At 45.9% G+C, this 14,420-nt stretch carries 12 protein-coding genes, 2 tRNA genes and 1 pseudogene (1 of these 15 running past the window's edge); 7 read left to right on the top strand and 8 right to left on the bottom strand.

Annotated elements, in window-relative coordinates:
• Positions 1–14 precede the first annotated feature (14 nt).
• Both CH367_RS02655 and CH367_RS02650 read right to left on the bottom strand, forming a co-directional pair.
• Positions 15–686, bottom strand: coding sequence for a heme exporter protein CcmB (locus tag CH367_RS02655; RefSeq protein ID WP_100760930.1), 672 nt, complete (start codon positions 684–686; stop codon positions 15–17).
• Complete coding sequence (locus tag CH367_RS02650; protein ID WP_100760929.1) at positions 658–1,314, bottom strand: ABC transporter ATP-binding protein; 657 nt, start codon at positions 1,312–1,314, stop codon at positions 658–660. Before CH367_RS02650 ends, CH367_RS02655 begins: the two co-directional genes overlap by 29 nt.
• Positions 1,315–1,373: 59 nt before the next feature.
• On the opposite strand from CH367_RS02650, the gene CH367_RS02645 reads away from it, so the two are divergent.
• Both CH367_RS02645 and CH367_RS02640 read left to right on the top strand, forming a co-directional pair.
• Complete coding sequence (locus CH367_RS02645) at positions 1,374–2,384, top strand: tetratricopeptide repeat protein (RefSeq protein WP_425268794.1); 1,011 nt, start codon at positions 1,374–1,376, stop codon at positions 2,382–2,384.
• Positions 2,381–3,071 (top strand): annotated as a pseudogene (locus CH367_RS02640) (hypothetical protein). Before CH367_RS02645 ends, CH367_RS02640 begins: the two are co-directional and overlap by 4 nt.
• Before the next feature lie 6 nt (positions 3,072–3,077).
• On the opposite strand, the gene CH367_RS02635 reads toward CH367_RS02640, so the two are convergent.
• Positions 3,078–3,842, bottom strand: a complete 765-nt coding sequence (locus CH367_RS02635) for an ABC transporter ATP-binding protein (protein ID WP_100760926.1) — start codon at positions 3,840–3,842, stop codon at positions 3,078–3,080.
• A 124-nt stretch (positions 3,843–3,966) separates the two neighbouring features.
• Here CH367_RS02635 and CH367_RS02630 point away from each other — a divergent pair, with 124 nt between their 5' ends.
• Both CH367_RS02630 and CH367_RS02625 read left to right on the top strand, forming a co-directional pair.
• Complete coding sequence (locus CH367_RS02630) at positions 3,967–4,863, top strand: hydroxymethylglutaryl-CoA lyase (protein WP_100761324.1); 897 nt, start codon at positions 3,967–3,969, stop codon at positions 4,861–4,863.
• On the top strand, positions 4,860–5,792 hold the full coding sequence (locus CH367_RS02625) for a TIGR02757 family protein (RefSeq protein ID WP_100760925.1): 933 nt from the start codon (positions 4,860–4,862) through the stop codon (positions 5,790–5,792). The genes CH367_RS02630 and CH367_RS02625 overlap by 4 nt, the downstream gene beginning before the upstream one ends.
• A gap of 61 nt (positions 5,793–5,853) precedes the next feature.
• Here the strand turns inward: CH367_RS02625 and CH367_RS02620 are convergent, their stop codons facing one another.
• The 5 genes from CH367_RS02620 to CH367_RS02595 all read right to left on the bottom strand — a co-directional run bounded on the left by CH367_RS02620 (position 5,854) and on the right by CH367_RS02595 (position 9,164).
• Positions 5,854–6,243: a hypothetical protein gene (locus tag CH367_RS02620; RefSeq protein ID WP_125226085.1), complete on the bottom strand. Its 390-nt coding sequence runs from the start codon at positions 6,241–6,243 to the stop codon at positions 5,854–5,856.
• 332 nt (positions 6,244–6,575) lie between these two features.
• Positions 6,576–6,650: transfer RNA gene (locus CH367_RS02610), tRNA-Glu, on the bottom strand.
• Between the two features lie 17 nt (positions 6,651–6,667).
• Positions 6,668–6,740 (bottom strand) — tRNA-Lys (locus tag CH367_RS02605).
• A 74-nt stretch (positions 6,741–6,814) separates the two neighbouring features.
• Positions 6,815–8,092, bottom strand: coding sequence for an adenylosuccinate synthase (locus CH367_RS02600; protein ID WP_100760921.1), 1,278 nt, complete (start codon positions 8,090–8,092; stop codon positions 6,815–6,817).
• 37 nt (positions 8,093–8,129) lie between these two features.
• Positions 8,130–9,164 (bottom strand): ATP phosphoribosyltransferase regulatory subunit, encoded by a 1,035-nt coding sequence (locus tag CH367_RS02595; RefSeq protein ID WP_100760919.1) that lies wholly within the window; start codon positions 9,162–9,164, stop codon positions 8,130–8,132.
• Between the two features lie 371 nt (positions 9,165–9,535).
• Here CH367_RS02595 and CH367_RS02580 point away from each other — a divergent pair, with 371 nt between their 5' ends.
• The 3 genes from CH367_RS02580 to CH367_RS02570 form a co-directional block, all read left to right on the top strand.
• Positions 9,536–11,548 (top strand): 1-acyl-sn-glycerol-3-phosphate acyltransferase, encoded by a 2,013-nt coding sequence (locus CH367_RS02580; RefSeq protein WP_100760918.1) that lies wholly within the window; start codon positions 9,536–9,538, stop codon positions 11,546–11,548.
• A gap of 411 nt (positions 11,549–11,959) precedes the next feature.
• A complete protein-coding gene (locus tag CH367_RS02575; protein ID WP_165783195.1) occupies positions 11,960–13,441 on the top strand; it encodes an FG-GAP repeat protein in 1,482 nt (493 codons plus the stop codon).
• Positions 13,425–14,420 carry the 5' portion of a putative Ig domain-containing protein gene (locus CH367_RS02570; RefSeq protein ID WP_100760916.1) on the top strand. 906 nt of this gene lie beyond the right edge of the window, so 996 of the gene's 1,902 nt are visible here — the first part of the coding sequence; its start codon is at positions 13,425–13,427; its stop codon lies beyond the right edge, outside the window. Before CH367_RS02575 ends, CH367_RS02570 begins: the two co-directional genes overlap by 17 nt.

Raw genomic sequence — 14,420 nt, 5'->3', positions numbered from 1 at the left:
GATTCTTGGATTCTTTAGGGTTCGTCGCCGGAAAGTTCCAAAAGAAGAATTCCGATTCCCGCATAAAAAGCGCAGAACGAAAGTAAGATGGCGAGACCGGGAATCGGATCGAACACGGGAAGACGTTCCAGTTTTCTTTCGGCTTCCATTCCGAAAAGAAGAATGGGAATCGTAAACGGAATCATCAACAAAGGAAGTAGAATTTCCTTCAACCTCGACGAATCGCTGATATGACTCAAGGCCACTCCCAAAAAAGAAATACAAAGAACTCCCGGCAAAAGAAAAATCAGATTCACCGTAAGATCCTTCCAGCCCAAGGAGAACGCCTGAAAAAAAACGGATAATAAAATCATTAAGTAGATCGCCGCGATCGAAAGACCCGCGAACACCGCGAGCGACTTGGAAAGGAATCGCATCCATATAGGAAGAAACAAAGAACTGATTCTCCCCCCTCCGCTTTCGCGTTCTTCCCAAGAAGACTGACCGATAAAAACATACGAGGTAAGAAACAAAACGGACCACTTGATTCCGATCAGGGTCTGACGATCGAGTTTGCCTGTCTGCTCCAACGCATAATTAAAAACGAATACGATCGAAGTGATCAAAACGAGAACGGAAAGAATTCCGTTGATCGCCCTTCCCAATAACAGAAATTCCTTATGAAGCAGAGAGAACAGAAGTTTCAAGATTTCCCTCCTTTAAGGTCAACGTGATCGTTCTTTTTTGAAACGGAATTCCGGGATCGTGAGTCACCATCATTACCGCGGAGTTTTGCGAATGATCTTCCAAAAGACGGATCGCGGTCTCCAAACCGGATCGATCCAGCGCGGTGAAAGGTTCGTCCAAAAGAATCAAATCTCCTCCGGTCAAAAGCGCGCGGACCAAGGCGGCCTTTTGTTTCATTCCTCTCGAGAACGTAAACACCGGATCGAATCGTCTCGACCAAAGTTTAAACGATCGTAAAAGATTCTCCACCTTTTCGGCGGGATATTCCATTCTTGCGATGGAAAGAAAATAACGAAGATTCTCCTCAAGACCGAGGGAAGTATAAAGACCGAGTTCGTGACCGAGATAAGAAATCCGCGGAGTTTCGATTCCATTCTCGCTTAAACCGTTGAAAGAAAAACAATCCTTATGATGTTCGTGATTTAAAATCGCGCGAAGCAACGTGGTTTTTCCCGCGCCGTTGTCTCCCCGCAGAAGCGCAAACTCTCCTCGGAAAAGGGAGAATGAGACCTGTTTGAGAATCCGTTTTTTTCCGATAGAATAAGATAGGTCTTTGCAGACGAAGAGCGCTTGTTCTTTAAGTGGCAAAACCGGTTCCTCTTATGAAACCAGAGTCCTCTCCGAAACGGAATTTACAATGCGTTTTTATTCTGCTTCGGCGGAGAATCTTCTCGATTCTTCTTTTTCTCTGCGTCCTTTTTACAAGTCGAGAATCGAACGCTCAGATCCTCATCGGAGGATATTATTATTCGGGTTTGCTCTGGGGCGAAAACGAGATTCTTTCTCCGGAATACTACAACGACGGATCGTTTTTAAGAACCGATCAGGATTTTATCGTCGCGGCCGGAAGGAACTGGAAAGGAAATCCGCCCGCGTCGAAGGGAAGTTTTACGTTCGAGACGAAAGAAATTCTAAACTGCGGACTTTTCAACAACGAGGCGGTTAAACTTTTGGAAACCGGAAAGTCGGAAGAACGACTCAAGGCGATTTCCATGTTGGAGGAAGGAACCCGATTCGATCCGAAATTCTTCCCTTTCCGATACAACTTAGGCCGCGCGTATCACCTCGAAAAAAAATACCAAAAGTCGATCATACAATTCGAATACGCGAGCGCGGAAATTCCGGAATATTACAGAACCTTTATTCATTTGGGAACGTTGTATGAAATCGTAAGAGAACCGATTAACGCGACCATTCTCTGGAGAAAGGCGGTTTCGCTTAACAAATTCCACACCGAAGCCTTGCTTCTTTTGGCCGATCATTATATCCGAACCGATCTCCGAAACCGAGCCCTTCTTTACATCAAAGAAGCCGCTCGAATCGACGAACAAAGTCCGGACGCGAGAATGGGACGCGCGAGAATCGAACTTCTTTCCTCGAAGGACCTCTACGCGTATCGGATTTTTAAGAACACCGAACTCGTGGACGACTTGGGACAAAAGAAACAATACAACAAAAAGTTTCATTTCTTCTACGCCGAAACGGCTAGTAAGGTCGGCGATTATGTCACGGCCGCCGATCAATACGATCAACTTCTCAAATATCCGAACGATCCGTTCTTCTCCGAATTTTCATATAAGGTGATCGAAAGAAGAAGGGATCTCGCGAAACGATTCGCCGAAATCAAGTCCCTGGAAGAAGAAAACAAAACCGAGTGAAAAAGGTTTGCTTTTTTCAATTTTCTTCCGTTATCTTGAACCTTGGAGGAATCTATGAAAAAAATCACCTGGCTCACAATCCTGCTTTTCCTCCTTAGCATTCCTGCGTTCGCGCAGAATAAAGAGAAAGGACAGGAAGACCTGAGTCGCGCCGATGTTTTTTCTGAACAGGGAAGTTCTTACACGAAATCCCTCCAGAAAATCGTTCGAGATCTGGAAAGTACGATCAACGAACGGCTTACGGATTTGGAGAAGAAACATTCTCTTCTCGTAATCCTAAGACCGGAGCTCGAAAAGGTGCAAACAATCGTCACGGAAGACATTCCTTTTACTTTTGACGAAGGTTACGAGAGCAACTTGCTCAAGTATGTTCGTTTCAAGTTTGAGGGCGGCAAAATCAAGGAAGTTGAACTTGCCTCTGAGAAAAAAAGAATTCAATACGAATTCGCTTTTGAAAACAAAAGACTGATTTTCTCTCCTCCGGATGTTTTGGCATCTCAGGTCAGACTTGAAAGATTCGACAAGATAGAGAATACAAAAGTGGGAGATATCTCCTTGGAAAATCAGATCAAAGCGCTTAGACTTTTAGAGTCCAGCCTTAGATCTTCGATCTACCGAATCGATATCATGATCGCTTTGTATAAAGACAAAAAAGACAGAAAAAACCTCTATCAGATCGATATCTGATCAAGATCAAACGCGGAGGGAGCTCAGATCGGTCGCACGGATGAGTTCCCCCGTAAAAGAACTTTTATAATTCCCGAACACCTCTTCCGTTTTTCCAAAATCCAACAGTTTACCTTTTTCTAATATTCCGATTTGATCGCAGAATTTCTTGGCGGTCCTCAGACTGTGTGTGATGAGAAGAATCGTGATCTTCCTTTCTTTCGAAATTCTTTTTAAAACTTCCAAAACCTCGTTCAAAAGAATCGGATCCAAAGCGCCTAACGCTTCGTCCAAAAAAAGAATTTTCGGTTCCGCCAAAATCGCCCGTAAGATCGCGGCTCGTTGTAATTCTCCGCCGGAAAAAGAAAGAACGTTTCGACTCAAATCCTTTCCGCTCAATGCCAACAAGTCCGATAGTTCTTGGAAGGATTCTTCTCCCCTTTTCGCGATCTCATCGCCGAGAATTCGAAGAGGTTCCTTCAACGCTTTTTCCAAAGACCACGTCGGATTAAAACTTCCCACCGGATCTTGGAACACGGGTTGAAGCTGATGGATCGGAATTTCCTTTCTTTCCTTTCCGAAAAAAAAGATCGATCCGCTTTGTTCGAATTCTCCGCTCGAAGGAACTCCCAAGATCACTCGGAAAAGAGAGGTTTTTCCGGAACCGGATCGCCCCAAAATTCCCAAGATCGTCCCCGGATCGGCTTCGAAAGAAATCGAATCGAGGATCGTTCTCGGACCGAATTGCAGATTCAATCTTCGAACTTCTAAGGCTTTGTTTGGATCGGGCATTTGTTCCAAGATAGAACGATCCGCTTTTCAAGACAAGAATCATAACAGGAACAGTCCAATCAAATGGAGGAGAACGGCATATTTGACTTGCCCGTTTTCCACGGAACGATTGGATAAGAAACGAATGAAAGTAAAGATCACGGAAGTGGGTCCGAGAGACGGACTTCAAAACGAGAAACGCCCGGTTTCCACGGAAATCAAATCGGAATACATTCAACGTCTGGTTCAAGCCGGATTGAAAAACATAGAAGCGACTTCTTTTGTAAAGAAGGACGCGATTCCTCAGTTGGCGGACGCCGCGGAACTTTCGGCATTATTGGATCTGAAAGGAAACATACGTTATTCGGCGCTTACGCCGAACGTAAAAGGATACGAGGCCGCAAAAAACGCGGGTTATCCGGAAGTCGCGGTGTTTACGGCCGCATCGGAATCATTCGTGAAAAAAAACATCAATCGAACGATCGCCGAATCGATCGAAGGGTTCAAAGAAATTTTCAAACTCGCAAAAGAGGACGGAATCCAAGTGCGCGGATACGTGTCCACCGTGATCGATTGTCCTTACGAAGGAAAGATCGATCCTAAAAAAGTATTAGAAGTTTCTAAAGTTCTTTTGGACTTGGGCGCGTATGAAATTTCTCTGGGAGAAACGATCGGAACCGGAGTGCCTGCGGAAGTCGAAAAACTTCTCGAACTTCTTCTCAAAGAAATTCCGGCCGATAAACTCGCGGGACATTTCCACGATACGTATGGAATGGCGATCGCAAACGTGGAAAAATCCTTTTCGATGGGACTTCGCTCCTTTGATTCTTCATCGGGCGGACTCGGCGGTTGTCCTTACGCGAAAGGCGCCGCGGGAAACTTAGCGACCGACGACCTCGTTTACTTTCTTGAAAAGTCCGGAGTTTCCACCGGGATCAACCCCGATCGATTGTGGGAAGCTTCCGCTTTTATGGAGAATGCCCTCGCTCGAGAATTACAATCCAGAACCTATCTCGCGACGAAAAAGAAAAGAGAGTCTTGAGCTTCCATTCTTCCCTTCAAAAAATCAAAAAGACTCTGGAGAATATTTTCTCCGAATACGATACTCCGGAGTTTCTTTCCACCGATCCGATCGAATTTCCGCATTCGTTTCACAGTTCCGAGGACCGCGAGGTCGCGGGTTTTATTTCCGCGTTGTATTCGTATGGAAACGTAACCGCGATCAAAAATCATCTCAAAAGTCTCTTTGTTCTTTTCGGAAATTCTCCACATCGTTTTTTATCGGAGGAGAATCTTCAGCCGATCCGTAAAAAACTCGTTCCCTATCGTTTTCAAAAACCCGCCGATACTTTTTTATTTCTGCAAACGATTCAAAACGTATTACGAAAAACGAATGATCATAAACTCGAATCTCTCTTTTCCTTACCACAGAGGGAAGAATTCAATCTTTCATCCAAGGAACAAAAATCTCTCGATCAGGGCGGGCCGCTCCGAAGAAGAATTCTTGCCTTTCAATTGAGATTTCTCAAGGAGTCCGAAACGATAGACTCGAAACAAACGAAAAGTTACGGATATAAATTTCTGATCGGACAAGGATTGAAAACGACGTCCTTAAAACGATACTGTATGTATCTTCGCTGGATGGTTCGGAAAAAATATCCCGACTTCGGAATTTATCAAAGTATTTCTCCGAGCGAACTGCAATTTCCGTTGGACGTTCACATTCAAAGAATTGCAAGTGTTTTGAAAATCAGTTCCAGACAAACCCCAGATTGGAAAAAGGCAGAGGAAATCACACGTTTTTTTTCCGCGATATTCCCCGATGATCCGGTCAAAGGGGATTTTGCGCTCAGTCGTCTCGGAATATTAAGAAAATGTAAATCGAAATACACAAAAGAACTCTGCGAAACCTGCAGAATCCGCTCAATTTGTAGCGTCTACGGGAAACGAGTAGAAACGAAATCCCGGTGAACGATTCCGCAGTGACTCGTATAAAAAAGCGAGCTTCGAAAGTTTCGGTTTCTGAAAATTCTCACTGAACTTTCTTTAACTTGCAGTTCGCCGCCGCGGCATATCCCGAATCCAGTTTTCTTGTGAGAACGATCGCGGCTGTGATCGAAGTAGCGCATTCCTCGACCTTATCCTTTTCGAAAAGATCGGTCATTTTCACATCGCCTCGGCCAAGTCCGGTAATCAAAGTGATCAAACTGCTCGTTCCGAGAGTGCTCGGATAATATCGAAGACTTTTATCCGGAAGCGAAAGAATTCCGATCAAAATCGCGAGCTCGACCTTAATCAAAGCGTCACTCGCGGGAACCAAATGTTTATCGGTGACTCTGTAATATGTATCGCAGGAAAACAATAGAGAACAAATGAGAATCAGCAAAGCCGATAGTTTCAGAAAACGTCCGATGATGGTCATTCTTTCCTCGCTTGTTTGTTCTACCCGACTGGGATTCTTTTTCGGACAGAAACGATCCGACAAATCTGAATTTTCTGAACCGAAACGTTTGCAATTGTTCAACGGACTCCATTCTTCGCAAAACAATCCGAAGACGCAAAACGCATCATAAACTCAAAATATTCTAAAATTTGAATGTTTTTTTGATTTTTGCGGAACCAAAATCGAAATGTAAGTTTCGTTTTGAAAACGCGCGACCCAACGATAACAAACGATTTGAAAGTCGGAAATTATTTGAAGAAAGGAAAGAAGCTAAGATGTTTTCAGCGAGAAAGAGAAGAATCGAAGAAGAGTGGTACCGCCAAGGGGAATTGAACCCCTGTTCCAAGAATGAAAATCTTGTGTCCTAACCACTAGACGATGGCGGCTTATGAGAACGTTTCGTTGAGTCGTCGGGGATTCGAACCCCGGACCCATTCCTTAAAAGGGAATTGCTCTACCAGCTGAGCTAACGACTCGAAGCGTTACGAAATACACGATATTTTTCGAGCATGGTGGGTCAATCAAAAACGTCGAAAAAACTTACGATTCCTTAAAAAGAATCTCCATGAATGGTATCCTTTCGATCGGGACCGGTTGAAACCAGATTGATCTTCACTCCGATAAATCTTTCCAGAGTGGAGATATAATCCTTACACTTCTCGGGAAGTTTTTGAAATTCGCAGATGCCGGAGATGTCGGATTTCCATCCTGGAAATTCTTCATACACGACTTCCACCTTGTCCAAACCTTGAGACGGAAAACAATCCAGTTTCTTTCCGTTCAACTTGTAGCCGACCGCAACCGGAATCTTATCATAGTCGGAAAGAATATCGATCTTAGTCAATGCGATCGAAGTGATCCCGTTGATACGAACCGAATGTTTCAACATCTCGGCGTCGAACCAACCGCAACGTCTCGGACGTCCTGTAGTCGCTCCGAATTCTCCGCCTTTTTGACGCAGTGCTTCTCCGGCTTCACCCAAAAGTTCGGTCGGGAACGGGCCCTCGCCCACTCTCGTGGTATAAGCCTTCGTGATCCCGATCACGTGTTTCAAATGTTGAAACGGAATTCCGGTTCCGATCAAAGCCCCGCCCGTGGTCGGGTTGGAGCTTGTGACATACGGATACGTTCCGAAGTCGACATCCAAACCGGTTCCTTGAGCGCCTTCCAGAAGGACTCGTTTTCCTTTTTTGAGTTCGCTGTCGAGATAATATGCAGTATTGATAATATTCTTTTTTACCTTGGAAAGAAAGAATTTTAAACCCTCGTTGATTTCCTTAAAGGAAACGGGAGGCATTTCATAGAGTTTGTCGAGCTCGCGATTTTTTTCGTCGACGAGATGTTTGAGACGGGATTCGTAAGAATCATCCAAAAGATCCCCCACTCTCAGACCGGTTCTCATCATCTTGTCCGCGTAACAGACTCCGATTCCTTTTTTGGTCGTTCCGATCTTGTGTTCCTGACTTACCGTGGTTTCTCGCGCGGAATCTATCTGAGAATGATACGGAAACAAAAGATGACACGCGTCGCTTAACAAAAGCTTGTCGTAAACGGGAAAACCTTCCTTTTGCAGACGATCACATTCTTCTATGAAGAATAGAGGATCCAAAACGACTCCGTTTCCGATCACACAAATCGTCTGGTCGTAGATCACGCCGGAAGGAACCAAATGGAATACGTATTTTTTTCCATGAACGACGACCGTATGTCCGGCGTTCGCGCCGCCTTGATAACGAACGATGATGTCCGTGTCCTTGGAAAGAAAGTCGATGACTTTCGCCTTTCCTTCATCACCCCATTGGGTTCCTACTACTAACGATGCGGGCATAGTTTTTCCTCAAATAGATGCTTGGTAAAATTGCGTTTCATGATTTGGAATCGGGAAGAGGAGTTCGAAGGGAAGCTTCCAAAGTGTTGACCACGATCGCATAACCGCTCGCATCCTTTTGCACTCCCGAAAACATTTCGTAGAGATGATCGTAAGCGCCGCCGGTCAAAACCGGATCGGGAGAACCTTGCAGATAACCTTGAAATACGAAACCTGTATAATAGTTCAAATCTCTCAAAAGTGAAAAATCGATACAAAGATCGATCTTTCTTTTTTTGGATTCCCAAGATTGAAAGATCCAGGAGGTTTCCTCGAGAATCGAGTTTAGACTTTTTTGAAGATTCGACGAAAGGGACGAAACGTTCAGGGATTTCTTCAACGAATCCAGATCGAAGTTCAACACGAGAGCGCTTAACAAACGTATGAGAATTTCGTGATTCTTTTTATCTCCGAAAATTCTTTCGATCTCGTTTACGTTTTTCTGATAGAGCAGTTTGGAAAGAATTTCGATCTCGTTCGAACTCAATTCGAATTCTTGGACGATGGACTGAAACAGATTCACGTTTCCTAAAACAAGCGTTAGGCTATCTTCGAGAGGAAGAACGGAAACGATCTCGTCCAATTCTTCCAAAATTTTAAACGTGTTTTCCTTGCCGGAAGCTCCGATCGATTCCGCACCGATCTGAAGGACTTCCTTTCTGGATACGCTTCCGATCGCGCTTTCCCGGAAAACTCTTCCGACATAAAATATGTTCTGATTCTCCCTTTGATGGGCAAAACCGGCCATCCCTTTGACCGCTTGAACGGTTAGGTCGATGCTCGGAGAAATTTCGTTACCGGAAAGATCACGAATTCTGAATAAAGAGGAAGAATCGGGAGCGGAAACCGTTTGAAGAAACGTTGAGCTATAATCGAATGCAGGTAAGAATACTTCGGAATACCCTTTTTTTTTAAGAACACCGGATACGGTTTCGAGCAAGATCCTTCTGTCCTTGCTGTCTTCTGGACCGAGAAAGTGAAACCCGTCGGGAATCCATTTTTTCTGGCTGGGTTCTGGGAGATTCTGATTCATGTTTTGGAAGACTTCGATTCCAAAATACAGTTCAAAACCGAGACGTCAGAATTCAAACCTTTTTAAAAAAATAGAATGACAATTCCCATTGCAAACGGATGATTATCAACCGATCAAGGGATTCTTTCCATCGCAAGATTTCTATCCATGACATCGACAAGCCCTTCTAAAAAGGCTTTTCCGGGCGATCCCCGGAGCGGTGAGAACCCGAATCCGACTCGAAATTTCTTTTCGTTCGGAGTAACCGAAAACGATCTTAAACTCCGATTCCTCTTTCATAGAACATATCGGAAAGCGAAGAATCCGGATCCCGTTTCGGGAAACACCGGTTGTTAAGAATTTATTTTTGAACGGACCAGGAAGGTATATAGATGGCTGAGAAAGAATCCAGCGTAGGCAAGTGGCAGAAAGAATTTTTCGAAAACATTCATTTATTCAAACGTTCCGGAATGACGGAAGAAGAAGCCAAAAAGATTCTTCAGAAGTTTTTATATCTCTCTTCGGTAACTCCTATGCCTCCGGTCATGGACGTATTCAAAGAACCGAATCTTCTCGAAACGGTGGGAGTTTATACTTCTCCCGAACAAAGATCCAGGGAATTTATGATGGAGTTTCTTTCTCCGATCATGAAGCAGTTCACCGTGGAAGGTGTGGACAATCTCAAAGCGGTCAAACCTCTTCTTGGAAAATATCCGATCACTCTGATCTCGAATCACTTGTCGCATCTCGACGCGCCGGCGATCTTTCATCAGTTGTACAACTGTTCTCCCGAAGGGAAGTCCATCGCGGAACAACTCGTGTTCATCGCGGGAAGACTCGCATACGAACCGGACTTTACCCGTCTCGGCCTTTATATGTTCGGAACTCTTTTAGTTTGTTCCAAAAGGGATATGGCGGATAACCCGAGTCTTTCCGACGTGATGACCAAAATCAACATGAGAGCTTTTCGTCATTCTCAGAAACTTCAGTCCGAAGGTAAGATCGTAGCGATTTTCCCGGAAGGAACCCGTTCCCGGGACGGAAGACTGATGCCTTTCGTAGAAACGGTTTATCACTACGTCGCGAATAAGGTCATCATTCCGATTTCTCTCGAAAAGACGGATAAGATTCTCCCCACAACGAGCCTTCTGTTCAACCAGGTGAACGGAAAGCTCATCATCGGTAAACCCGTGTTAGTTGGAGAACTTTCGCGCAAACAGATGGAAACCTTTCCGAAGGACGTGGAACAACTTCAGTTCCCGGAACACGGAGACAAAAAACAATTCCTCATCGACAACCTCGCTCTTCTTGTAGGATCGAATCTGAACAAACACCAACACGGAACGTATCGAAATCTTTACAAAGGGGACGTTTCGGGTAAGAATATTCTGATCAAGGTTCCGAAAGAACCCGAGGAAAAAATCGTAGTGATCGGCGCGAGCAGTATGTCGATCGCGGTAGCCACACTTCTCGCGAACAAGGACGTATTGGTTTATCTCTATCACCCGGATCAAACCTATACGGAACAATGCAACACCGAACGAAGAGAATTGAAATACTACCCTCTTTACAAACTTCCGCCGAATTTGATTTTCACTTCCGATCCTGAAGTTTTAAAAACGGCGACGTTGTTCATTCAAGGAACCAATCCTTGGGAACTCATCAACATCTATCCCGAAATCCAGCCTTACTTAAACAAGAACAAGGCTCCGTTTTTCAACGTAGTCAAAGGATTTACGAGCACCGGTTTGATCCTCGACGAAGTGCAGACCGCGTTCGGTTTGGAAGACGATCGTCTCGGCGTAATCGCGGGAGCTTGTTATCCGGATCAGATCATGGAAAGAAAAATTTCCGGTTTCGAGATAGCGGCATCTAACGCGAGTTTGATTCCGAGAATTCAAAAACTTTTTACCACCGGTTATATCTTTCCTCGTCCGGCGAGAATTCCAACGGACATCAAAGGGGTTCAGTTGGGTGGCGCGCTCAAAACGATCTACGCGCTTGCGATGGGAATCGTGGAAGGTTATTTCACACAAACCCTCGGCGGGAACGTGGACAATTCTCTCTTTCATCTTTCCAATCGTTTCTTTATGGAGATGACCGCGATCGGAACGAAGATGGGCGGACAACCGGAAACCTTTCAAGGTCTTTCGGGTTTGACCGACTTTATGCTTTCTTGTTTCGGAACGGACGCAAAGGACAGAAAAACCGGATACGATATCGCGTACGGTTCTCCGTCTGAAAGAATGTCGAACGGCTTTTACGGTCTCAAGGTTCTGCCGAATCTGATGAACATCACCGCGGAAAACACTCCCGTGCTCGCGGCGGCGTATGAAATCGTAATCAACAAAAAGCCGATGCAACAGATCATCGAAATGATGGAAGGAAAATTAGCGAGAGTTTAACGTTAAGCGACATCATCGTTTCGTTTTTAAAATTTCGGGACGGTGAGCGCGCGGCTTCCGTTGAACGCGCTTTTACGGGCGGGGTCCTACATGGGTTCTCCGCGCGGATCGACTTCCGAAAATATGTCAAAATCATAATAGAGAACTAATTAATAACTAACGAATATACACTTATAAGTAGATGCGACGATAGACGAAATCCGGTGTAGATTTTCCGCCTAAGAAGAAATGTTCATTCTTCTTTTGAAAATTATGGACCGCCGGCAAAAACAAAATTCTTTCCTTGCACGAAATCGAACCGGAAACGGTTCAATTCGAATTTTCTTTTTTTGCGTTCTTTTTCCTTTCTTTTTTCAATGTGAATACAAACCCCAAAGCGATCTCAATCTTTTAGCCTTGGTCGGAAGCGGCTTGAGTGTCGGTTCCGCTTCGGAAGGCGGAATCGATTCTCCCACGACCGTTATAAATCTTCCTACGGACAGCGGCGGATGGTTGAACGAGGCCTACTTCAAACCGTCTTTTGTGATCGGCGATTCCTTTTATGGAAACAGCGTCGCGGTCTCGGGAGATACGATGGTTGTCGGGGAATATCGGGAAAACAGCAACCAGATCGGACTTACGAACGGTCCCGCTCCCGCAAGTTCCGACATCAGCGTTTTCTCATCCGGAGCCGCCTTCGTCTATCGAAAGGTCGCCGGAATTTGGGTTCAAGAAGCGTATCTAAAAGCTTCCAATCCTACATCCAACGATAACTTCGGTACAAGCGTTTCGATTTCGGGGGATACAATCGTGGTGGGAGCTCCCTTAAACGGAGGTTCCGGATCCGTTTTTGTTTTTGTAAGAACCGGAACAACCTGGTCCCAGGAGGCCTTACTCAAAGCCTCGAACTTCGGACAGGGCGATCATTTCGGTTCGTCGGTGGACATAGACGGAGACGTGATCGTAGTCGGTGCGGAATGGGAAGACAGTTCTCAAAACACGATCACAAACGGAACAAGCGCGAGCGCTGATAATTCCAAATCCGATTCGGGAGCGGCTTACGTTTTCCGAAGAAACGCAGGGGTCTGGTCCCAAGAGGCTTATCTCAAAACGCCGAACCCGGATAACAACGATTACTTCGGTTCGACCGTTTCCATATCCGGGTCGACGATCGTCGTAGGAGCGTATAAGGAAGACAGTCAAGCGGTGACGTCTAACGGAACGATCGCGAGTTCCGATAACTCCAAATCCGAATCGGGCGCCGCATACGTCTTTCGAAGAACGGCGGGACAATGGGACCAGGAAGCGTTCTTGAAGTCCTCCGACTTGACTTCGAACGATCAATTCGGAAAATCCGTTTCCATTTCGGTCGATACGATCGTCATCGGTACCGCACTCGAAGACGGCGATTGGGATTCCGTGATCAACGGATCGACCGCGAGTTCATCCAACTTATTAGGCGCTTCCGGAGCGGCCTACGTTTACGAAAGAACCGGAACGATTTGGTCGCAAACCGCTTATCTTAAAGCGAAGAACGTCCAAGCCGGGGACCAATTCGGCACGGCCGTAGCGGTCGACGGAAACTTTATCGTCGTCGGTGCGATCAACGAATCGAGCGGCCTGTCCGCGATCTCCTTCGGACCATTAACGACTTGGGACGAAAAATGTTTTCAATCCGGGGCGGTTTACATGTTCCAAAAAACGGCGGGACTGTGGGGAGAATACGCCTATTTCAAAGCCCCTAACGCGGGAAGCGGCGACTTGTTCGGTTCCAGCGTCGCGTTGGAAGGAACCAGGCTTGTAGTCGGAGCCCCTCAGGAAGCGAGCAATCAGACAACGATCACGAACGGAACGACCGCGAACGCGGATAATTCCATGTATCGAGCCGGAGCCACGTATGCCTTCCAAAAATAAAACATTAGAATTCTTTTATCAACGGGCCGAATTCCGGAACGTAACGTTCCTCTTGCGTTCCGATATTGGTTCTTTTTTTCCAAAACAGTTTAGAATATTATTTTATTCTTTATTGCTTTCGACGTTTTTTTTCGGTTTCTCGGGTTGTCTGCAAGGCGGATTCGGAACTCCGTCCTATCTAAATCTTTTTTCTCTGCAGGAAGGGCCGGTCTCCGATCTGCGTTATCCGGTTTCTTCTTATCAATATACGACTCATACGAAAATTCCCACCTTTCGTCCGTCCGTACATGGGACACCGACCGAATTCTCGGTAACACCTTCGTTACCGGATGGGCTCACCTTGGATCCGGCGACGGGAGCGCTTTCCGGTATTCCGAGCGTTCGAATTCCTACGACCGACTTTACGATCACCGCCAAAAACGAAAGCGGATCCACTTCGACTACGTTTACATTGTCGGCCACACTCTTTCTCTGGAAGGGCGGTTCCTATCTGAAGGCGTCCAATGCCGACAGTTCGGATTCTTTGGGATGGGCAGTCGCTTTGGACGGAGAGACTCTTGTGGTTGGGGCTTATTTGGAGAGCAGTTCCCAAACGACGATTACCAACGGAACGACCGCGAGCGCGGACAACTCTGCGGACGGTTCGGGGGCCGTTTATGTTTACAAAAGAAACGGCGCGAATTGGATTCAGGAGGCCTATCTCAAAGCACCCAATGCGGAAGCCTGGGATTCGTTCGGATACAGCGTCGCAATTCAAGGGGATACGATCGCGGTAGGAGCGATTGGGGAAGGCAGTAGTCAGACAACGATTACGAACGGAACGACCGCAAGCGCGGACAACTCCGCTCCTTATTCCGGCGCGGTCTACGTTTACAAAAGAACCGGAACGACCTGGAATCAGGAAGCCTATATCAAGGCGTCTAACGCGGAAGCCGGGGACTCGTTCGGATACAGCGTGGCGATCCAAGGAGATACGATC

The organism is Leptospira barantonii (assembly GCF_002811925.1).
Lineage (GTDB): Bacteria > Spirochaetota > Leptospiria > Leptospirales > Leptospiraceae > Leptospira > Leptospira barantonii.
The sequence above is the reverse complement of the archived record's forward strand: the minus strand, read 5'-3'. Positions and strand labels throughout refer to the sequence as shown.